Annotated in this window: 21 protein-coding genes; 8 read left to right on the top strand and 13 right to left on the bottom strand. The window is 37.0% G+C overall.

The window, feature by feature from the left end:
- Nucleotides 1-24: 24 nt before the first annotated feature.
- From HU137_RS06130 to HU137_RS06140, 3 genes are all read right to left on the bottom strand, one after another.
- Nucleotides 25-1,278: an OmpA family protein gene (locus HU137_RS06130; protein WP_182042906.1), complete on the bottom strand. Its 1,254-nt coding sequence runs from the start codon at nucleotides 1,276-1,278 to the stop codon at nucleotides 25-27.
- An 80-nt stretch (nucleotides 1,279-1,358) separates the two neighbouring features.
- Nucleotides 1,359-2,246 carry a 3-hydroxyacyl-CoA dehydrogenase family protein gene (locus HU137_RS06135; protein ID WP_182042907.1) on the bottom strand — a complete coding sequence of 296 codons (888 nt, stop codon included), beginning with the start codon at nucleotides 2,244-2,246 and terminating at the stop codon, nucleotides 1,359-1,361.
- Nucleotides 2,247-2,271: 25 nt separating this feature from the next.
- On the bottom strand, nucleotides 2,272-3,237 hold the full coding sequence (locus HU137_RS06140; protein ID WP_182042908.1) for a Gfo/Idh/MocA family protein: 966 nt from the start codon (nucleotides 3,235-3,237) through the stop codon (nucleotides 2,272-2,274).
- Nucleotides 3,238-3,310: 73 nt separating this feature from the next.
- Between HU137_RS06140 and HU137_RS06145 the strand changes: the two genes are divergently transcribed.
- Entirely contained in the window at nucleotides 3,311-3,955 is a 645-nt protein-coding gene (locus HU137_RS06145) for a protein-L-isoaspartate(D-aspartate) O-methyltransferase (protein WP_182042909.1), read from the top strand.
- A 114-nt stretch (nucleotides 3,956-4,069) separates the two neighbouring features.
- On the opposite strand, the gene HU137_RS13045 is transcribed toward HU137_RS06145, so the two are convergent.
- Complete coding sequence (locus tag HU137_RS13045) at nucleotides 4,070-5,863, bottom strand: OmpA family protein (protein WP_317169901.1); 1,794 nt, start codon at nucleotides 5,861-5,863, stop codon at nucleotides 4,070-4,072.
- A gap of 55 nt (nucleotides 5,864-5,918) precedes the next feature.
- The gene (gene smpB, locus HU137_RS06160) at nucleotides 5,919-6,374 is read right to left on the bottom strand and encodes an SsrA-binding protein SmpB (protein WP_182042910.1); all 456 of its coding nucleotides are present in this window, start codon (nucleotides 6,372-6,374) and stop codon (nucleotides 5,919-5,921) included.
- Between the two features lie 56 nt (nucleotides 6,375-6,430).
- On the opposite strand from smpB, the gene HU137_RS06165 reads away from it, so the two are divergent.
- The 3 genes from HU137_RS06165 to HU137_RS06175 all read left to right on the top strand — a co-directional run bounded on the left by HU137_RS06165 (nucleotide 6,431) and on the right by HU137_RS06175 (nucleotide 10,949).
- Nucleotides 6,431-8,053, top strand: coding sequence for an ABC-F family ATP-binding cassette domain-containing protein (locus HU137_RS06165; RefSeq protein ID WP_182042911.1), 1,623 nt, complete (start codon nucleotides 6,431-6,433; stop codon nucleotides 8,051-8,053).
- A 273-nt stretch (nucleotides 8,054-8,326) separates the two neighbouring features.
- Complete coding sequence (locus HU137_RS06170; RefSeq protein ID WP_182042912.1) at nucleotides 8,327-10,303, top strand: T9SS type A sorting domain-containing protein; 1,977 nt, start codon at nucleotides 8,327-8,329, stop codon at nucleotides 10,301-10,303.
- A gap of 181 nt (nucleotides 10,304-10,484) precedes the next feature.
- Entirely contained in the window at nucleotides 10,485-10,949 is a 465-nt protein-coding gene (locus tag HU137_RS06175; RefSeq protein ID WP_182042913.1) for a hypothetical protein, read from the top strand.
- A 358-nt stretch (nucleotides 10,950-11,307) separates the two neighbouring features.
- Here the strand turns inward: HU137_RS06175 and HU137_RS06180 are convergent, their stop codons facing one another.
- The 8 genes from HU137_RS06180 to recQ form a co-directional block, all read right to left on the bottom strand.
- Nucleotides 11,308-11,505 (bottom strand): hypothetical protein, encoded by a 198-nt coding sequence (locus tag HU137_RS06180; protein ID WP_182042914.1) that lies wholly within the window; start codon nucleotides 11,503-11,505, stop codon nucleotides 11,308-11,310.
- Nucleotides 11,506-11,538: 33 nt separating this feature from the next.
- Nucleotides 11,539-12,309: a class I SAM-dependent methyltransferase gene (locus tag HU137_RS06185; protein WP_182042915.1), complete on the bottom strand. Its 771-nt coding sequence runs from the start codon at nucleotides 12,307-12,309 to the stop codon at nucleotides 11,539-11,541.
- Between the two features lie 123 nt (nucleotides 12,310-12,432).
- Nucleotides 12,433-12,795: a diacylglycerol kinase gene (locus HU137_RS06190; protein ID WP_182042916.1), complete on the bottom strand. Its 363-nt coding sequence runs from the start codon at nucleotides 12,793-12,795 to the stop codon at nucleotides 12,433-12,435.
- Nucleotides 12,796-13,611 (bottom strand): type I methionyl aminopeptidase, encoded by an 816-nt coding sequence (map, locus tag HU137_RS06195; RefSeq protein WP_182042917.1) that lies wholly within the window; start codon nucleotides 13,609-13,611, stop codon nucleotides 12,796-12,798.
- Complete coding sequence (locus tag HU137_RS06200; protein ID WP_182042918.1) at nucleotides 13,608-14,030, bottom strand: BT0820 family HAD-type phosphatase; 423 nt, start codon at nucleotides 14,028-14,030, stop codon at nucleotides 13,608-13,610. Before HU137_RS06200 ends, map begins: the two co-directional genes overlap by 4 nt.
- 38 nt (nucleotides 14,031-14,068) lie before the next feature.
- The gene (gpmI, locus tag HU137_RS06205) at nucleotides 14,069-15,589 is read right to left on the bottom strand and encodes a 2,3-bisphosphoglycerate-independent phosphoglycerate mutase (RefSeq protein ID WP_182042919.1); all 1,521 of its coding nucleotides are present in this window, start codon (nucleotides 15,587-15,589) and stop codon (nucleotides 14,069-14,071) included.
- A gap of 57 nt (nucleotides 15,590-15,646) precedes the next feature.
- A complete protein-coding gene (locus HU137_RS06210; RefSeq protein ID WP_182042920.1) occupies nucleotides 15,647-15,946 on the bottom strand; it encodes a hypothetical protein in 300 nt (99 codons plus the stop codon).
- Nucleotides 15,947-15,977: 31 nt separating this feature from the next.
- Nucleotides 15,978-18,170, bottom strand: coding sequence for a DNA helicase RecQ (recQ, locus tag HU137_RS06215; RefSeq protein ID WP_182042921.1), 2,193 nt, complete (start codon nucleotides 18,168-18,170; stop codon nucleotides 15,978-15,980).
- A gap of 140 nt (nucleotides 18,171-18,310) precedes the next feature.
- On the opposite strand from recQ, the gene HU137_RS06220 reads away from it, so the two are divergent.
- From HU137_RS06220 to HU137_RS06235, 4 genes are all read left to right on the top strand, one after another.
- Nucleotides 18,311-19,279, top strand: coding sequence for a KpsF/GutQ family sugar-phosphate isomerase (locus HU137_RS06220; protein WP_182042922.1), 969 nt, complete (start codon nucleotides 18,311-18,313; stop codon nucleotides 19,277-19,279).
- The gene (gene tatC, locus HU137_RS06225) at nucleotides 19,279-20,115 is read left to right on the top strand and encodes a twin-arginine translocase subunit TatC (protein WP_182042923.1); all 837 of its coding nucleotides are present in this window, start codon (nucleotides 19,279-19,281) and stop codon (nucleotides 20,113-20,115) included. Before HU137_RS06220 ends, tatC begins: the two co-directional genes overlap by 1 nt.
- 142 nt (nucleotides 20,116-20,257) lie before the next feature.
- Nucleotides 20,258-21,004, top strand: coding sequence for an electron transfer flavoprotein subunit beta/FixA family protein (locus tag HU137_RS06230; RefSeq protein ID WP_182042924.1), 747 nt, complete (start codon nucleotides 20,258-20,260; stop codon nucleotides 21,002-21,004).
- A gap of 126 nt (nucleotides 21,005-21,130) precedes the next feature.
- Entirely contained in the window at nucleotides 21,131-22,093 is a 963-nt protein-coding gene (locus HU137_RS06235; protein ID WP_182042925.1) for an electron transfer flavoprotein subunit alpha/FixB family protein, read from the top strand.
- The last annotated feature ends 48 nt before the right edge of the window (nucleotides 22,094-22,141 follow it).

The raw sequence follows: 22,141 nt of genomic DNA on the forward strand, positions 1-22,141 counted from the left end.
CCTTTTTTTGTTCTATAAAGTTGATTAATATCTTTCTAATACAACTACGCGTCGGTTACAAGCTCTGCCTTCCGGAGTCTCGTTTGGACATTTTGGATACTGTTCTCCAAATCCTCTTACTTCCAATCGATTTCCGTCTACACCTTCTTTTACCAAAGCATCTTTAACAGCTTGCGCACGGTTTTTAGATAAATTCATGTTATAAGATTCTGCACCAGTACTGTCTGCAAATCCATCTACGAAATAGTTTCCTTCTTGGCTATTGATGATCGTTGCAGCTTCTTTAACTTTTACGGCACCATCTGTAGTTAATGTATAACTGTCGAATTCAAATAATACATCTTCAAAAGAGATTTCCTTGATTGGTTCAGGTTGAACTATCTCAACAGGTTCCTCTTCTACTTTTTCTTTCATGACCTTACAACCGTTTACACAATCGTATTCGTCTGTACTTTCACCATTTGGACAAGGTTCCAAAGGACATTCGTCTTGACGATCCTCGATTTTATCACCGTCGGTATCAGGACAACCGTTGTATTCCTTCAGCCCCGGAACATCTGGACATTCGTCTTCCTCATCCACGATTCCATCTTTATCTCTGTCGTTTTTACCAAATCTAAATGCAATTCCGGCTTTGGCTTGAAAGAAATCGATGTAATCAGATTTTACAGCAGGAACTGCTACATATTGGGCTTCCAAATTTAAACCTACTTTTGGCCAAATCCAGAAGTTCATGCCCAATCCACCTGACAATGCAAAATGATCGTTCTCTACAATGGCGCCATTTTCCAAAACATCGCCGTCATTGTCAACGATTCCTGAAATCATGTTTCCATCTCCGTCGTAAACGGCAGGTGCAAATTCGAGACCGCGATAAGGCATACGATGGTAATTGGCTCCAAATCTTAAGTACGGATCAAACCAAGAAGTTTCTTTTAAAATGTATCCGTTTGCAAAACGGTAACGAAGTCCCATTCCAACTAAAACCATAAATTCATTATCAATCATCAATCGTTGATTGTCAATTTCGCCAATTGAAGCTTGTAAATCCACAGCAAATGATCGATTTAAGGTTCTGGCGACTGAAATTTGAGAAAGAGGTGGTACAAATGACCAATTGTCTCCCTCAAAAAGACCTTCTCCAAATCCTCTAGCACTTGGATGATTCACTGCATGAACACCGCCACTTATGTACCATTTTTTTAAAGTGTTTTGGGCAAATGAGTCTGTAGATAAAAGGAAAAGGAAGAGAGTGAAAAGGATAGAAATTTTTTTCATATAGAATGACTTAGTAAAATTTGACTCACTAATATATAAACAATTTTATTAAATCTTAAAATTATTAACAATATTATCCTTTATTGGAAACTTGCCGATACTTTTTCAGCTTTTTTAGAAGCGGAATAATCATAAAATCCTTCGCCTGACTTTATTCCTAATTTCCCTGCTGCAACCATATTGACAAGCAATGGACAAGGAGCGTATTTAGGATTTTTAAATCCTTCGTACATTACATTGAGGATGGATAAACAAACATCCAAACCGATAAAATCAGCCAATTGCAATGGTCCCATAGGATGGGCCATACCCAATTTCATTACTTGGTCGATTTCCTGAACACCTGCTTCACCATTGTAAAGGGTTTCGATGGACTCATTGATCATCGGCATCAAGATACGGTTGGCAACAAATCCGGGATAATCATTTACTTCAACTGGAATTTTCCCTAAAGTTTCAGATAAATCCATAATGGTTTTGGTCACTTCAATAGAAGTACTGTATCCGCGTATGATTTCTACCAATTTCATGATGGGAACCGGATTCATAAAATGCATACCGATGACTTTGTCAGCACGGTTGGTAGCGGCAGCAATTTTTGTGATGGAAATAGAAGAGGTATTGGTTGCCAAAATGGTTTCTGGCGCAGTCAATTCGTCCAATTCCTTGAAAATTTTGAGTTTTAAATCGATGTTTTCTGTTGCAGCTTCCACGACCAATTCTACATTTTTCACACCTTCAGCAGTTGCTGTAAATGTTGAAATATTGGATAGTGTTTTGGATTTATCTTCTTCCGCGATACTTCCTTTTGTGACCATTCGATCCAAATTGGAAGCGATAGTACCCATTCCTTTTTCCAATGATTTTTCGGAAATATCAATTAAGTTGACTTGAAATCCTGACTGTGCAAAAACATGAGCAATTCCATTTCCCATCGTTCCTGCGCCTATTACAGCAATATTTTTCATTTTATTTATTTGTTTGTTTTTTGATTTATTTTGAAAATGCTTCGATGATCTGATAGGCAATTCGAAGGGCATTTGTACCGTCTTCTAGTGTTACAAGAGTTTCCGTGTCGTTTTCAATTGCTTCGGCAAAGCTTTCCAATTCGTCTAAAATTGCATTATTGGTTTTCACATCTGGATTGTCAAAATAGATTTGTTTTTTGACGCCCTCCGCATTTTGTAAGATCATATCCCATTCGCCGGGAACTTCAGGCGCATCTTTCATTTTTACGACTTCACAAGATTTCTCTAAATAGTCGACAGAAATATAGGCATCACGCTGGAAAAATCTAGATTTCCGCATATTTTTAAGAGAAATACGACTTGAAGTTATGTTGGCAACACAGCCATTTTCAAAAACCAATCGGGCATTTGCAATGTCGGGCGAATCACTAATGACGGCAACTCCACTCGAATGAACTTCTTTTACTTTCGATTTCACAACGCTTAAAATCGCATCGATATCATGGATCATCAGATCCAAAACCACTGGAACATCAGTTCCTCTAGGATTGAATTCTGCTAAACGATGGGTTTCGATGAACATAGGATTTTCGATCAAATCTTTGACCGCTATAAAGGCAGGATTGAATCTTTCCACATGGCCAACTTGACCTTTGACATTGTGTTTTTTGGCTAATGAAATGATTTCTTCTGCTTCTGCTACCGAATTGGCAATGGGTTTTTCAAGAAAGATGTGTTTTCCCGCCTCTATAGCCAATTTTGCACATTCATAGTGCGAAAGAGTTGGTGTGACGATGTCTACAATATCTGAATTTTCAATTAATTCTTCGATGGTACCAAAAGCACGGTAGCCTAATTCTGCAGATAGTTTTTTTGCATTTTCAGGATTTGGATCGTAAAATCCTATTAAGTCTAACTTTTCTGATTGATGGGCGAGTTTTAAATGTATTTTTCCTAAGTGACCGGCGCCCAAAACACCAATTTTCAACATATGTAAAAATTTGAGTCTAAAATACAGAGATTCCCTTTAAAATTGCCCAATTTTGTGAAAAATTATATAAGAAGTGATAGATGGATTTAAGCACAAAGGGAAAAGAGAGCAATTGGTTCAATTATTAAGGGATAAAGGGATTGAAGATGAATTAGTTCTAAATGCGATCAATCAAGTTCCCAGACATTTATTTATGGACAGTGCATTTGAGGAATTTGCGTATAAAGACCAAGCCTTTCCTATAGCTGCGGGTCAAACGATTTCACATCCATTTACGGTAGCCAAACAATCTTCTTTATTGCATGTCATGAAAGGTGACAAGGTATTGGAAGTTGGGACTGGAAGTGGCTATCAAGCAGCTGTCTTGGTTGAGATGGGAGCAGAGGTGTATACGATAGAAAGACAAAAGGAATTGTTTGATTTTTCACAACGTATATTCAAAAAAATTAAAATTAGACCTAAATATTCAACCTACGGTGATGGTTATAAAGGATTGCCCTCATTTGCTCCATTTGATAGAATCATCGTTACAGCTGGTTCGTCAACTATTCCAAAAACGTTATTGAAACAATTAAAAATAGGTGGTATCATGGTCATTCCGATTGGGAATGAGAACCAGATGATGACGACTTTTATGAGAATAGGGGAGCGTGACTTTGAGAAAATGGAATTTGGAGATTGTCAGTTTGTGCCTATGTTGGAGAGAAGAGAAAAGTAATTGCTTGAATATATAAAACTAAAAATGACCTTAAACTAAGGTCATTTTTTATGGGTATAAAATAGAAAAGCCACTAAAGATAGTGGCTTTTCTGTTAAATATTTGAATACGAAATTATTGTTTTACAATTTCAATTCTTCTATTCTGAGCTCTTCCGTCTGCAGTTTTGTTGTCGTATTTCGGTTGTGCTTCACCGTAACCAACAGCTTTCAATCTGCTTCCGTTTACTCCTTTTGATACTAAATAATCAAATACAGTTTGAGCACGTTTTTGAGAAAGTGTCAAGTTGTTTGCATCAGTACCTACGTCATCAGTATGACCTTGGATTTCGTAGTTTCCTTCAGTTGCTTTCAAATACTGGGCGATTACATCCAAGCTTTGCGTTGAAGCAGGAACTAATTTGTCAGATCCAGTTTGGAAGTAAATCATTTTAGCCAAGTCAGTGATTTGTACGTTAGCACAATCTCCTGTTACTTCGATTGCAGCTGGTTGGAAATTAGCGTCAGCAAATTTCAATTCAACACGTCTGTTTCTAGCTCTACCTTCATCTGTATCATTTGTAGTGATTGGTAAAGATTCACCAAATCCAACTGATTTCAAGATTGAAGCAGGAACTCCTTTGCTAGTCAAATAAGCTTCAACAGATGCAGCACGTTTCTGAGAAAGTGTCATGTTGTATTTGTCGCTACCTTTAGAGTCAGTGTGTCCTTCAACTAACCAACGAGCATTTTTGATTTTATCTGAAGTCAAGATTGGAGCAATTTGATCCAATGTAGCCATAGAAGTTGCCGTTAATTTGTCAGAGTCATACTCGAACAATACGTTTTTCAATGCATCTTTAATCGCTTGGATATCTGTACAGTTATCTACGATTTCTGGACATCCGTTGTTTGCAACTGTTCCGAATTCGTTAGGACACTGATCTTTGCTATCACAAACACCATCTCCGTCAGAGTCAGGACATCCGTTACATCCTTCGATTGAAGAAGCAACACCTGGAGTGTCAGGACAATCGTCATCTACATCAAGGATACCATCACCATCTCTATCAAGGATAGGACATCCGTTGTTTTCAGCTGGACCAGCTTCTTCTGGACAAGCATCTACGTTGTCACATAGACCGTCGCCATCTGTGTCAGGACATCCATTACATCCAGCAACATCAGAAGGTACACCTGGAGTGTCTGGACAATCGTCAACATCATCCTCGATACCATCACCATCTCTATCTTTGTTTCCAAAACGGAAAGTAACACCTACTGTGTGTTGGAAGAAGTCAAAATAATCGGTTTTTGTAGCAGGAATCCAGTTGTAATCTGAAGCGATGTTCAAACCGAAGTTTTTAGTGAACCAGAAGTTGATTCCGGCACCACCAGAAAGACCGAAATGATCTTTTGTAGCTTCAGGTTGAGCCCATAATTCATCTACAACTTCTTCAGTAGCATCTCCACCATCATTTCCAAATACTTGGTAACCAGCTGGAATGTTTCCATCTGCGTCAGCAATACTTGTGAAATCGTAACGGTTGTAGTTTGCACCAATTCTCAAATATGGGTCAAACCAATGGTTTCCACCCAATATTTTGAAACGCAAACCTAAACCTGCATTTACAAAAAACTCATCAGAAATACGTAGTCTATCGTTGTCGATTTCACCAACTGAAGCGGTTAAGTCAACGTCGAAGAAACGACCTAAGTTTCTGATTACGGACAATTTAGACAAAGGTGGAACAATGCTGTAGTTGTTGTAGTTAAAAAACTCATTACCAACACCACGAACAGACGTATAGTCTACTGCATGTGCACCAACTGTAATAGCCCAAGGATCTCTTTGATTCTGGGCATTCAAAACAGTACTGCTTAAAAACAGCACCATCAGAGCGGTTAATAATAGATTAAACTTTTTCATTATCAAATATTTAGTGTTTTACTTTATTAATTTATAACACAATCCAAAGGCAAATTTAAGAATTCTTTATGATTCTATCCAAATCTCTTTTTAAATCTTTTCCTTTTATCGTTTCGCGTTTGTCATATAACTTCTTTCCTTTGGCTAAATAAATTTTCACTTTAGCCAGTCCTTTCTTGTTGATATACAGGTTTGTAGCTATAATTGTGTTTCCGGTTTCTTTTGTTTTTCGCTCTAATTTTTTGAGCTCATTTTTTTTTAATAATAGTTTTCTGTCTCTTCTTGTTTTATGGTTAAAGTGTGTTCCCCAATCATATTCGTCAATATACATATTGATAATGTAGAGTTCACTTTCTTTAAATTGACAAAAACTTTCGGTGATACTCGCCTTTCCCATACGTATGGATTTGATCTCTGTGCCAAATAATTGAATTCCCGCATCATAACTATCTAACAACTCATATTCAAATCTGGCTTTTTTGTTTTTAATGTTGATCTCTCCTTGCTGCATACATCGATTAAAATGATTACCTTTGCGCCGATTTTTAATTTAATACAGACTTATAAATGTTAACAGTATCAAACCTTTCGTTACAATTCGGAAAACGCGTTTTGTTCGACGAAGTTAATATAAAATTTACAAATGGCAACTGTTATGGAATAATTGGTGCAAATGGTGCCGGAAAATCCACTTTCTTGAAAATTCTTTCCGGTGATATCGATCCTACTTCAGGTCAGGTTTCACTTGAAAAAGGAAAGCGCATGTCCGTTTTGGAGCAAAATCACTTTAAATACGATGAGTTTACTGTTTTAGATACCGTTTTACGTGGTAATGAAACTTTATATAATATCAAAGAAGAAATGGATGCGCTTTATGCCAAACCTGATTTCTCTGAAGAAGATGGAATCAAAGCCGGCGAATTGGGCGTTCAATATGAAGAAATGGGTGGATGGAATGCTGAATCTGACGCATCTACTTTGTTGTCCAACGTAGGGATTGAGCCAGATATGCATTATACATTGATGGGTGATTTGGATAACAAAGCCAAAGTCAGAATCCTTTTGGCGCAGGCGCTTTTTGGTAATCCTGATGTATTGATTCTCGATGAGCCTACTAACGAATTGGACGTATATACTATCTCTTGGTTGGAAGATTTTTTGGCAGATTATGAAAATACCGTCATCGTCGTTTCCCACGACCGTCACTTCTTAGATGCGGTTTGTACGCATATTTGTGATTTGGATTTTGGGAAAATGAATATGTATTCCGGGAATTATAGTTTCTGGTACCAATCTTCCCAATTGGCAGCCAAACAACGTGCGCAACAAAACAAAAAAGCCGAAGAGAAAAAGAAAGAATTACAAGAGTTCATCGCTCGATTTAGTTCCAACGTAGCAAAAGCCAAACAAGCTACTGCACGTAAAAAGATGATTGACAAATTAAATATTGAAGAAATCAAACCATCATCACGCCGTTATCCAGCACTGATCTGGGAACAATCCAGAGAAGCAGGTGATCAAATCCTTGAAGTAAAAGATTTGTCTGCTTCTGTAGATGGTGAAGTTTTATTTAAAGATGCCAATTTGAATTTGAAAAAAGGGGATAAAATCGGTGTGTTTTCCAAAAACTCCAAAGCTGTTACCCAATTCTTCGAAATCCTTGCGGGGAATGCACAACCGGATTCCGGTAGTGTGAACTGGGGAATTACCACTACACAAGCATATTTACCGCTAGACAATACCAATTTCTTTCAGGAAGACATTAATTTGGTAGATTGGTTACGGCAATATACCGAATCGGATGAAGAACGTCACGAAGAATACATGCGCGGATTCCTTGGGAAAATGTTATTTTCCGGTGAAGAAGCTTTGAAGAAATCGTCGGTACTTTCCGGAGGAGAAAAAATGCGTTGCATGTTTTCGCGTATGATGTTGTTGAGAGCCAATGTGTTGTTGATGGATGAGCCGACCGGGCATTTGGATTTGGAGTCGATTACGGCATTGAACAACTCTTTGCAAAACTTCAAAGGAACGATTTTGATGGCTTCTCATGACCACGAATTAATTGAGACTGTTTGTAACCGAATCGTGGAATTGACCCCAAAAGGAATCATCGACCGCTATATGACCTACGATGAATTTTTGGACGATAAAAAAGTGAAAGAATTAAAAACGGAAATGTATTCCTAAATTAAAAGATTAACTCGCCGCGGCGAATACTCATAAAAGGGCACAATTTTGTGCCCTTTTTTATTTGGAACAATGGCATTTGAAGTTGCCTTGAATCAAAAAAGGGTGAATTAGCCCTTGAAAAAAAGAGGATTTAATCCTTCTATTTAGGGTTATAGGGAGTATAATAATGTGTCGGTCATGCTTGAATTTTGTCTTATCTAATTTGATTTAGAATAAGCGGAAACCGAAAAGCTTTAAACAGAGTAGGTAAAAAATTCAAACTATTAAGTCATGAAAACGATTTATTCCTTTAATTTCCCCTCTATGTTTTTGATTTTGAGCTTTTTTCTTTTTGGAGAAATAATGGCTCAAAAAGGCTATAATGCTCCCCCTGACCAGAATTGTGAAATATTTGATAACGGTATCGGAACTTGGCAACGAAGCAATGTTTTTGGAAGTATTAACACCATTTTTAATCCGACCAATACAACACCCGGACCTTCTGGGGCGCCGGGCGATTTAGCTTTGGATGGTTTTGACAGTTCAGGAAGCGATATCCTTTTTAATCAGGTTGATTATCGAGGTGATTTACGAAAAAAAGGGGATTGTCTTTGTTACGATTTTTTGGTAATTAACAACCAACAGACTCAAACTTCACAGCCCCGTGTTACATTTTACATAGGAGATATGACCACTATGCCGAGAACCTATGTCCTTTGGGCAACCTTTACATTTAATCAAGCCATCGATGAAAATGATGGTTGGGTGAGGATTTGTATGCCGATTGGCCCTACCCAAAATGGAAATTTACCCACAAGTCCAGAAGGGGTTTGGACAATGCCCGCCGGACAAACTGCAGCTGATTTTGATACCATTATGACCAGTGCGAGCGGATTGTATTTTAATTTGGATCTGAATAGTAGCCCGGTTGAACGATATGCGGTAGATAATATTTGTTTTGACGATTGCCCAATTAGTGACGAACCTACCAACGAAGGCGCCTTTTGTTGTGATGAATCTGAAAATTTGGTTCAAAATGGAAACTTCGAATTTGGAAATACTGGATTCAATAGCCAATACACCCAATCATCCTCTACCTTACCCGGACAATATGATGTAACCAATTCGGCTGCAAATTTTGGCGCAAACATTACCGACCATTCCTATTGTGTAGATCCCACAGCTTATGCCAATAATGATCAATATCTGTTGGTCAACGGTTTGACCAATCAACCCAGTGGTACATCATCCATTATTTATAGCCAAAATTTACCGTTGGAGAAGGAAAAAGAATACAAATTCTGTATCAACTTTAAAAATATGCCGCAATGTACATTTGATATAATTCCCGAAGTTCAAATCGAAGTCAACGGCCAAATTGTTATTCCTTACACCCAAATCAATACCGATTCAACGGATCCATGTGATTGGATGCTTCTTTCAGGTTGTTTCATAGGAAGTGGAGGAAAAAACCAAATCCGAATTCGTTTAAAAGAAGACGGTTTGGGCGACGGAAATGATTTGGCGATAGATGATATTTCCGTTCAGGAAAAAATTGATCCCGACTATAATTTGACGGTAACACATGACGGTGGAAATAATACCATTTCGGCAACCGTTAGTCCGTTTCCATTTATGAACGAAGCTTGTGAGTCTGACTATAATTACGCTTGGTTTGTGTATGAAACAACCAATCCGACGAGTCCATTATTTGGTTCAGTTGTTCCGGGGACATTTGCTTGGAGTGATAGTTCAGGTAGTTACGGTGCCGTTTCTTCCGGTACGCCTTGGGCAACGCCGACCACCAATTTCCCAAATTATACCAGCTTCCAAAACAATAAATTCTATGTTGTCGGAATGTATGTGCCAAGCTGTTGCGAAAGCTGTTATACAGATGGATGGACTTATCAAATCACTTACAATTGGTCAAACAAAGGTATTCAACAATTGGAAATGTCAAATGAATTAAAAGAAGAAATCAAATCCCTTTTTGTGAAAACAAAAATCCAAAACCAAGAACAACCAATTTCCGATTTGATTCAAATTTATCCCAACCCAAGCCAAGGTGTGTTTCAAATGAAAACCCAAAATATCACGGATGGAAAATTGGAAATATTTGATATGAATAGAAAGCCGGTTTATGCAGAAAACTTTAGCAACAAATCAAATTTCCAACTCAATATTTCCAATCAACCCAAAGGAATTTATGTGATGAAACTAACTTCAGCTGACAATCGAACCTTTACGGAAAACATTATTTTAAAGTAACATCCAATCTTAAAAATAAATTTTTCCTACTTCCTAAGGCGCAATTATTTGCGCCTTTTTTTATTATATTTCTGAAATGAAAATTAGCGTTATTATTTTACTATATGGACTTATTTTTTTGAATTGCAATTCTAAAGAAAAAACCATTTCTGAAAAGGAAGAAAATCCAACTTCAAGGATTTTGAATCAGGATTTAAAGGAATTTCTGCCAATTTTAATTCAAATTCATAACCAAACCTATCAAAATATTTCCCATCATGATTTGAATTTTAGATTTCTTATAAGTGAAAATTTTTTATATGCTTTTGTTTCAAAAATTGATTGTGAGAAATTTTCTTCGGTATATACATTTGATGAAAAAATCGGTAATTATGAAACCCGATTTTATGTATATGAAAATAGTTTTGAGTCAGAAAGATATTTTGATTTAAAAAATCTTCATGCTTTACAAAATGAATTTAAGGCCATAATTTGTGATGATTTCTACTATCTAAATGCAAAGTTCAGAAAAGCTAATGGTGAATTGAAATTGGAAAAAATCAATACAATTTATGCAAATGATATTGAGTTTTTAGATCAATCAGATTTAATTTTTTTAAAAGAAATAGGATTTATTATTGAAGAGCCAGAGCCAACTACCGAATAATTTTCCTCACCACCGGCAAAATCTCGTTTTTCTCCAAAACAGTGTTCTCACAAAAACTTCGGAATCGGGCTATGATTATTGGTAATATACGTAATCAAATAAGTATTTTGATTTCTTTCAAAGAAAATGTACCAAGTTGTTCTTTGGTTGGACTTATAAAACAGATAATTCGAACCTAATTTACGTAATAAGAAGGGAGTGGATTTATATGGAAAAGTAGAAATATTTTCTTCTATGAAATCAATGATTTTGTCTTAGTATTCAATCGCGGATTCGAGAAAACCAAAATATTCATCTAAATAAAGAAGGTAAACCAATTCGTTGATGAATTCTTCAACTTCAGGTTTGTAATATATTTTTATTTCGTCCAATCCAATTTTTTGAGAAATTCAGTTGTCCGTTTTTTCAATTCATTAGCAGTAATGGCATTTTGAATTTCATTTTCAAAATCAAAAGGCTCTTCCTTACTGAAACGTTCAATTTCTTCCAAAATCTTAGGATCGTTCACAGAATCAATCCATTGAATCAATTTCTTTTTTTGAGCAGTTAAGTTCATATAGAAGAATTTAGACAATCAAATTTATGAAATTTATTTGATTTTCCTCACCACCGGTAAAATCTCGTTTTTCTCCAATGCAAATCGACTAATTTCTTCGTTCGATAATTTTTCGGAAAGATTTACTTTTTCTACTTCAAATCCGGTGTTTTTCAGCGTTTCATAATAATCCATTCCGTACACTCGAACGTGGTCATATTGCCCGAATTTTTCGATGCGTTCTTTGCGATCTGTAATCGTTGGGTCTTCAAAGGTTTCGTTTAACTGGTAGCGAATTGGAACTTGGAAAATTCCCCAACCGCCGGGTTTCATCACACGAAATAATTCACTTAAAGCTTTTTTATCATCGTCCACGTGTTCCAAAACATGATTGCAAAATACCACATCAAAGGAATTGTCTTTAAAAGGTAGATTTTGAATATCCGCTTTTACATCGGCAATCGGCGAATCCAAATCACAAGTCGTATAATCAAGGTTTTCCAACTTCCGAAAACGTTTGTAAAAAGATTGTTCCGGTGCCATGTGCAGCACTTTTAAATTCGAAGTAAAAAAATCGGTTTCCTTTTGCAAATACAACCACATCAGCCGATGTCTTTCCAGTGATAAAGTCCCCGGAGAAAGTACATTTTCCCGTTGTTTTTCATAGCCATAAGGCAGAAATTTCCGATAAGATTTTCCGTCAATCGGATCAGTGAAATTTTCGCCTTTGAAATACCAAACCAAAAAAGGTCTTGCCCAAAGACTCATCCTGATGAGCCAAGGTCGGGGAATAAGGTTGATGATATTTTTTAAGAGTGAACTCAAAAGTTAAAAATTAAGCTAATTTCATAGTGTTTTTGCGTCCCGTATCTTCGGGACTTCGTGCCTATTGTGGTTATTTCCACCACAAAGTTCGCAAAGATTTGCACGAAGGGCACAAAGATACCTTTAATGAAAAAATCGTTCTAAAATTTTTGGAATAAAAATATACATACATGTCAGAAAAGCTCCGGTCGAACAAATAAACGTAGCACCTGCTGAAATATCTTTTACATTTTTGATTTGATCATCATGTTCGGTCGTAACTCGGTCTGCTAATTTTTCAATTGCCGTATTCAAATATTCGGAAGTCCCAATTCCGCACATCCAAATCGAAATGATCATAAATTCAAATTCCGAGATTTTTAATAAAAATCCAATTAGAAAAGTGATGAACATAACACCCAGCCAAATCTGTACATTTCGTTCGGTTTTCAGGGCATAAAAAATTCCGTCCAATGCATATTTCATCGATTTGAGAAATCGAAACATTTAGGCAAAAGTTTTATACAAAAAAGGTTCTTCTTCATCAGATTCAATTCCCAATGCTTCGTAAATAAATTTATACGTGGAAAGCAAAGTCGGTTTTCCATCGATAATTGCCGCATCATGTTCAAAGTGCGCCGAATATTGGTTGTCACGTGTCGTCACCGTCCAGCCGTCTTTATGGAAACGAACTTTATCGGTTCCCAAATTGATCATCGGTTCGATGGCCAAAGTGATTCCTTCTTTCAACACTTTTCCGGTTCCTTTTCTGCCGTAATTCGGTACTTGCGGATCTTCATGCATCGTTCTTCCTACACCGTGTCCGACCAATTCTTTTACCACGCCAAATCCTTCTTTCTCACAATAGGTTTGGATAGCGTTTGAAATATCACCGACACGATTTCCGGGCAACATTTGTTCGATGCCTTTATAGAGTGATTCTTTGGTAATTTTTAATAATTTTTTGACTTTCGGTGCAACTTCTCCGATTTCAAAAGTATAAGCATGGTCTCCAACAAAACCGTTCATGAAAACGCCACAATCCACCGAAAGAATATCGCCTTCTTCCAAATAATCTTCGTTTGGAAAACCGTGAACGACTTGTTCGTTTGGCGAAATACAAAGCGAATAAGGAAATCCGCCATAACCCAAAAAAGCAGGTTCGGCGCCATGGTCTTTAATGAAATCATGCGCCAATTTATCCAATGTAATGGTTTGGATCCCCGGTTTGATTTCCTTTGCGAGCATACCCAAGGTTTTGGAAACCAATTGGGCGCTTTGCCGCATTAATTCTAATTCTTCTTTGTTTTTATAATGAATCATAATCCAAAAAATCCTCTTTTTTTCTTTTTTCTTTCTTTTACTTTACCGTGTTCGCCGAGTGAAAATTCAATTCTTTTTTCGATGATTTGAACGACTTCACCCCATCCCGGAAATCCGCCTAAATTACGGTCGTCGATAAACATATCGGCATGAATTTTTCGGCTTTGGGTTGTTTTATCAAAATTTTCTTCTTCAAAACTGGAATTAACCGCATAGAATTCGATACCGTTTTCACGACAGAAAGTTACTGCTTCTTCCAAAGCTTTGCCATGTCTATAGGTCCAAAGCACCAATCGATGACCTTGGGCTTGTAGTTGTTTCAAGGAATCAAATGCAAAAAGCATCGGTTTCCCAATTTTTGGATAAGCGTCCTCTACAATGGTTCCGTCAAAATCCACGGCAATAATATAACTTTTCATTGTTTCAACTTCATTTGTCAAATGGGTTTGCAAAGGTATTAATTATTTCGAAGTAAAATATTTCCGGTCATTTCAACAGGGATTTTTACATCCATTAATTTTAAAATAGTAGGTGCAATATCACCTAATTTTCCATCGTTGATTTCGAATTCTTTTTCATTTTGAATTAAAATCACAGGAACTAAATTGGTGCTGTGTTGGGTGTTGGGAGATCCATCCGGATTGACCATCATATCTGCGTTCCCATGGTCTGCCAAAATGATAACCGTATATTCATTTTCCAATGCGGTTTTCACGATCGATTCCGTGCACTGGTCTACTGTTTCTGCAGCTTTTACGGCAGCTTGGAAAACACCTGTATGTCCCACCATATCTGTGTTGGCAAAATTCAAACAAATAAAATCGGCTGATTGATTTTTGATTTCAGGAAGGATATTTTTCGTGATTTCAAAGGCGGACATTTCCGGTTTCAAATCATAGGTCGGAACTTCTTTTGGACTAGGGCAGAGGATCCTTCTTTCTCCCTCAAATGGTTTCTCCCGCCCGCCTGAAAAGAAAAAGGTCACGTGCGGATATTTTTCAGTTTCAGCTATTCTGATTTGGGTTTTTCCTGCTTTTTCCAATACTTCTCCGAGCGTATTTGGAATTTCGTTTTCATCATAAACGACTTCGATTCCTTGAAAGGTTTTATCGTAATTTGTCAACGTAATATAACGTAATGATAACTTTTGCATTCCAAATTCAGGGAAATCATCTTGGGTCAAAACTTGCGTGATTTCGCGACCACGGTCTGTTCTGAAGTTGAAATTGATGACAATGTCTCCTTCTTCAATTAACCCGTTTTTATCAAGGATGATGGGTTTTAAAAATTCATCGGTAATTCCATCTTCATAAGATTCTTCTATTGTTTTTACAACGTTTTCAGCGTTTTTTCCAATTCCTTTGACCAATAAATCATACGCCAATTTTACTCTTTCCCAACGTTTGTCGCGGTCCATCGCATAATAACGTCCTATCACAGAAGCCAATTTCCCGGTGGTATGAGTCATTTGTTCTTCTAAATCCTCGAGGAATTTTTTTCCGCTTTGTGGATCACAATCCCTCCCGTCTGTAAAAGCATGAACATAAACATTGTCTGTCAATCCATACTCAGCAGCAGCTTCCAGCAATCCATACAGATGATTGATGTGCGAATGAACGCCGCCATTTGAGGTAAGACCGATGAAATGGACTTTTTTGTTGTTGTCTCTTGCGAATTGGAATTGCGAATTCAAAACATTTTCTTTTAAAAAAGATTTGTCTTGAACCGCCATATTGATTCTAACTAAATTCTGATAGACCACTCGTCCCGCACCTAGGTTCATGTGTCCAACTTCAGAGTTGCCCATTTGACCTTCCGGCAAACCAACATCCAAACCATAAGTAGTTAAAGTTGCATTTGGATATTTAGCAAAACAAGAATCAATAAAAGGTGTGTCGGCTGCAGCTATGGCTGAAACTTTGGGATTTGGATTGATGCCCCATCCGTCAAGGATCATCAGCATGACTTTGTTATTCATATTTTTTAATTTGAAAAGTGCAAATTTGAAAATGATTGATTGATGATTCAAACGTCATTATCCTTCTTCTCTCCATTTTTTTGTTTTGGAATTGTAAATCATAGAATCAAATCCTATTGCATACCAAATTTCAAACTCAGCATTCGTTTTTTTAAGATAAAATGCTTTTGAATTTTCATTTTCAGTGATTCCCAATTCAGAGGAATCATTTGGTAAACGATTATTTGTGTTTTTAAATTTTTCCACTTTTTGAATCAATTCATGAGCATAATTTTCTCTTTCGCCAAATGTATCACAACAAGATAGAATTGAAAAAGATAGAATTAGAAGAAAAATTAGTACGACAATTTTTTTCATTTTCAAATTCTCAAATTAACTCATTTCCAAATTAATTCGCAACATCATTGATGAATTTAATCCGCATCAATCTTAATTCTTCTTCTTCATAATCATCTCCAAATTCTTTCAACAAATTGGACATGGAGTCATTTTCTGCATCCATTAAAAAGTCATGGATTTCTTCCTGTTGGTCTTCATCAAGTATATCGTTGATATAGTAATTGATGTTCAATTTAGTGCCTTGGTAAACAATGCTTTCCATTTCTGACAAAAGTTCTTCCATGGAAAGATTTTTCCCTGAAGCCATGGCTTCCAAATCCAATTTTCTGTCTACGCTTTGGATGATGTAAACTTTAAAGTTGGATTTATCGGCCACAGATTTGATGACCATTTCGTCGGGACGTACGATATCGTTTTCTTCTACATATTTAGCAATAAAATCGACAAATGGTTGTCCAAATTTATTGGCTTTTCCTTCTCCAACCCCAAAAACATTGGTCAATGCTTTGATGGTTGTCGGATACTGCATGGTCATGTCATCCAAACTTGGGTCTTGAAAGACCGCAAATGGAGGAATTTCATGTTGTTTGGCAATTCTTTTACGTAAATCCTTTAAGTGCATCAAAAGCTTGTCGTCAAAAGCTGCAGGAGCTTGTTGTAATGTTTCTGAAGAGGACTCTGAAAGGAGTCGTTTGAAATCTACATCTTCGGCAATAAGGAATTCAGATGGTTTTTTGATGAATTCTTTTCCTTTTTCAGTTAATTTTAAAATTCCGTAAGATTCAATTTCTTTTTCCAGATAATCTCTGACGATCAATTGTCTCGCAATGCTTTTCCAATAATAATCCTCATGGTCTTTTCCTTTTCCAAAAAAGGATTCCGAACTCAAATTATAGGATTTGATGATGGAACTTTCCTTTCCGGTCAGCACATTTACCAGGTCATAGATTTTCAGGATTTCTTTGGTTTTTTGAACTATTTTTAAAGCCAAATGCGCATCATCTTTTGCGTCAATCATCTTTTTTGGATTTCGCATATTGTCATCCATATTGGCGCCCAAACCATTTATTTCATCAAATTCTTCCCCGAAATAATGTAATAAAAATTTCCTTCTGGACATGGAGGTTTCAGCATAAGAAACGACTTCGCTTAAAAGTTGTAAGCCAACTTCTCTTTCTGCCACCATTTTGTTGGCTAGAAATTTCTCCAATTTTTCGATGTCCTTATAATCATAAAAAGCCAAGCAATAACCTTCACCGCCGTCTCGTCCTGCACGACCGGTTTCTTGGTAATAGCTCTCCAAACTTTTTGGCATATCATAGTGGATCACAAATCGGACATCGGGTTTGTCGATTCCCATTCCAAAGGCGATAGTAGCAACAACGACATCGGCCTCTTCCATCAAAAACATATCCTGATGTTTAGAGCGCGTTTTTGAATCTAAACCAGCATGGTAAGGAATGGCTTTGATGCCATTGACCTGAAGGGTTTGCGCAAAATCTTCTACTTTTTTTCGACTCAAACAATAAACTACACCTGATTTTCCGGCGTATTGGGAAATGAATTTCACGATTTCTTTGTCCTGATTGATTTTTGGACGGATTTCATAAAATAAATTGGGTCTATTAAAAGAAGCCTTGTACACTTTAGCATTTTGCATGCCCAAAGTTTTTTGGATATCTTCTTGAACTTTTGGTGTGGCTGTAGCTGTTAAAGCAATGACTGGCGCATCTCCGATTTTATTGATGATGTTTTTTAAATTCCTGTATTCCGGACGAAAATCGTGTCCCCATTCAGAAATACAATGCGCTTCATCTATGGCGAAAAATGAAATAGGAACCGTTTTAAAAAAATCGGTATACTCTTCTTTTGTAAGAGATTCCGGAGCGACATATAGCATTTTGGTAGTGCCGTTACGTATGTCGTCCATTACTTTTTTCGTTTGGGTTTTATTTAATGATGAATTTAAAACATGGGCAACATCGTTATCGGAAGAAATCCCTCTAACGGCATCAACTTGGTTTTTCATCAAGGCAATCAGCGGTGAAACGATGATGGCGACACCATCAGAAATCAAGGCTGGTAACTGGTAGCAGAGTGACTTTCCTCCTCCAGTTGGCATAAGCACAAAAACATCTTCTTTATTCAGAAGACTGCTGATAATCTCTTCCTGTTGTCCTTTAAATTGGCTGAAGCCAAAATATTTTTTCAAATGGGAAGATAATTCTGTTGAACTACTCATCTTAACAAAAAGACTAATTTTAATTTTTTCTACTTTTCAAATTCCTATATTTGACCATTCAATTCTATGAGTTGAAAATCAAATTTTGGTCGAAAGACCTAAAGTACAAAATTAAACTTTATAGTCAAAATCTTTTGGATTTGAAAAATCAAGAAATTTGCGAATTTGGAAAAGTTGTTTTTCAGGACGAAATTACAGAACTTTTATCCATTGCTCAAAATTTAGGAGATGAATTTGCTCATGCAGTTACTTTATTGCATGAAATTACAGGAAAAGTAGTGGTAGTGGGTATTGGGAAAAGTGCGCATATCGCCAATAAAATGGTGGCAACTTTTAATTCTACAGGTACTAAGAGTCAATTTTTACATGCAGCTGAAGCCATCCATGGTGATTTGGGATTATTGGACAAAGAAGACGTGGTGATTTGTGTGTCAAAAAGTGGAAATAGCCAAGAAATTAAAGATTTGGCACCTATATTAAAAAAGAATGCATCTGCTCTGATTGCTATGACCGGAAATTTGGAATCAGATTTGGCCAAACATGCAGATGTGATTTTAAATATTTCAGTATCTAAAGAAGCCTGTCCCAATAATTTAGCGCCGACTTCCAGTACAACTGCGCAATTGGTCATGGGTGATGCGCTAGCAGTTGCTTTGATGAGATGGAACCATTTCGGCAGTGATGATTTTGCGAAATTTCATCCAGGAGGTGCACTTGGGAAAAGATTGCTCTGGAGTGTTGAAGATGTGATGGATACTTTCCAGCGTCCTTTTGTCAATCCTAATTCTACCGTTTTTGAAGTAATCGACTCCTTGACTTCCGGTCGAAATGGTATCACGGTCGTTCTAGAAGAGAGCGAAATCCTCGGTGTAATTACGGATGGAGATTTGCGAAGGATGCTCCAAAAGCATAAGGAATACCAGCACTTACTGGCCAAAGATATGTTGACGGCTCATCCAAAAATTGTGTATAAAGATGAAAAAGCAGTCGATGCTTTCCATAAGTTAAGGGATTTTAATATCGGTCAATTGGTGGTAGTGAACAGAGATGAACAATATTTTGGGATATTGGATTTACATGCATTGATCAAACACGGAATCGAAATATAATGGCAGAAAATACTGAAGAAAAAGAACTGACCTTTTTAGGCCATATTTATGAATTAAGAGGGCATTTGATTCGATGTTTCATAGCCATATTGGTTGGGGCAGTGTTGTGTGCTGTTTTTTGGAGTTACATCACGGATAACTTTATCATGGCGCCGCTGACATCGGATTTTTTCACTTATCAATTGTTGAATTCATTGGCAGAAAAAATTGGGATGGATCCCATTTATCCTGAAGCATTTAATTATACGAAAGAATTAAAAAATCTAGATCCTTCAGGTCAAATTACGTCCCAGATTTATACCATCTTACTTTGTGGATTGATTTTGGCAATCCCTTATGTGGTATGGGAAGTATGGCGCTTCATCAGGCCTGCCTTAACAGAAAGCGAACAAAGCCATGCCAACGGAACTGTGATCGCTGTCAGTTTTTTCTTTTTAATCGGTGTGCTTTTTAGCTATTTTTTTATGTTGCCTTTTTCCGTCCAATTTCTTTATTCGTACAATCCATTTGGGATTTCGAACGAATGGAGACTTTCAGGGTATACTTCGATGTTTGTGCAAACCTTATTGGGCATGGGATTGGTGTTTTTGTTTCCGGTATTTGCCTACTTTTTAGCAAAAATAGGTGTATTAACGCCCCATTTTTTAAGAACTTATCGCAAACATGCTTTGGTGGTTATATTCGTTTTGGCAGCGGTAATCACGCCTTCCGACATTATGAGTATGATGATCGCTGCAATTCCATTGCTATTCCTTTATGAATTCAGCATTTATATCACTCAATATGTTTTCAATAAACAAATTGAGAGAGACAAAAGAGAGTTGATGAAAAACTGATAAAAATCTTATATATACTATGCGTGCATAATATATTTTTTTCATTATATTTACGACTTATTAAATTTAATGGAAAGAAAATGAATTGCTTAATTTGGATTGGGCAATGAATTGAAACAAAAAAACTTAAATAACATATATAATGAAAATCTTAGTTTGTATCAGTAGTGTTCCCGATACTACTGCAAAAATAAATTTCACAGCTGACGGAAAAGAATTCGATAAAAATGGAGTTCAATTCGTCATCAATCCGCATGATGAATTTAGCTTAACAAAAGCAGTTCAGCTTCAAGAAACTCAAGGCGCAACTGTTACAGTTGTAACTGTTGGTGATGTTTCAGTAGAGCCGGTGATGAGAAAAGCTTTAGCGATCGGAGCAAATGATGCTATCCGTGTAAATGCTGATGCCCGAGACGGATTTTTTGTTGCGACGCAAATTGCAAAAGTAGCCAAAGAAGGTGGTTATGATATCGTTCTTACCGGAAAAGAGTCTATTGATTACAATGGTGGAGAAGTTCCCGGATTTGTAGCCGGAATTTTGGATTATGGATTTGTTAACGGCTGTGTAGGATTGAAAGTTGAAGGAAATGCTGTGGAAGCAATTCGTGAAATCGATGGAGGAAAAGAAACCGTTTCTGTTCAATTTCCTGTCGTAATTGCAGGTCAAAAAGGATTGGTTGAAGAAACAGAACTTCGGATCCCAAATATGCGTGGAATTATGGCAGCGCGTACCAAACCATTGAGTGTAGTAGAAGCTGAACAAACTTCTTCTAACTTAAAAGTAGTAGGTTATGAGAAGCCGGCTTCCAGAGGGAATGTAACGCTGATCGATAAAGACAATGTAGGTGAATTGGTGCGATTGTTACACGAAGAAGCAAAAGTAATTTAATGATTAACTGATTAACGTTTCAAGTTCACCCGCCACGGCGGACAAGGGTTTTTAAGTTCGAAGTTACCCAGCTTGATGAAAAAATAACGTTAAACTTTGAACCTTAAACTTTAAACAAATTTTAAAATGTCAATTTTAGTATACGCAGAATCCGCAGCAGACGGACACTTTAAAAAAGCCGCATTGGAAGCCGTTTCCTATGCAAAATCAATCGCCGATAAAGCAGGTGATACGGTTACAGCAGTAGCTATTAACGCAACCGAATCTTCAGATGCTTTGTACAAATACGGAGCTAATAAAGTATTGAAAATTACAAATGATGCTTTGAAAAACTTTTCACCCAATGCTTATGCTAAAGTTTTAAACGAATTAAAAGACGGTGATACCATCGTGCTGCCGGCAACCAATGATGCATCTAGTTTTGCACCATTGTTGGCGTTGAAATCTTCTTCTACATTGGTGACCAATTTGATTGCTGCACCGAGCAATGTTTCTCCGTTTACAGCTGAAAGAAAAGCTTTTTCCGGAAAAGGAATCGAAACCATCGAAGTTACGGAAGGAGCAAAAGTATTGACCGTTTTGCAAAACGCATTCGGACTAAAAGAAAATCCGGTTTCAGGAAGTGAAGAAGCGGTAAATGTTTCAGTAAGTGAAGCCGATGCAAAAGAAAAAGTAACACAAGTTCAACAAGCCTCTTCTGACAAAATCGATTTGAAAGAAGCAGAAATTGTGGTTTCAGGTGGTCGTGGGATGAAAGGACCTGAGAATTGGGGAATGATTGAAGAATTAGCCAAATTATTGGGCGCTGCAACGGCAAGTTCAAAACCGGTTGCCGACATCGGATGGAGACCGCATAGCGAACACGTAGGCCAAACCGGAAAAGCGATTTCACCGAAATTGTATATCGCCATCGGGATTTCTGGAGCGATCCAGCATTTGGCAGGAGTGAATTCATCCAAAACCATTGTCGTAATCAATTCTGACGCAGAAGCACCGTTCTTTAAATCAGCAGATTATGGAATCGTAGGCGATGCGTTTGAAGTCGTTCCGAAATTGATCGAAGAAGTAAAAAAATACAAAGGCGTTTAATTTTCTGTAGAAAGTTATCCGTGCGATATTGAATTTATCCAAACCTCT

The organism is Moheibacter lacus (assembly GCF_014042165.1).
Lineage (GTDB): Bacteria > Bacteroidota > Bacteroidia > Flavobacteriales > Weeksellaceae > Moheibacter > Moheibacter lacus.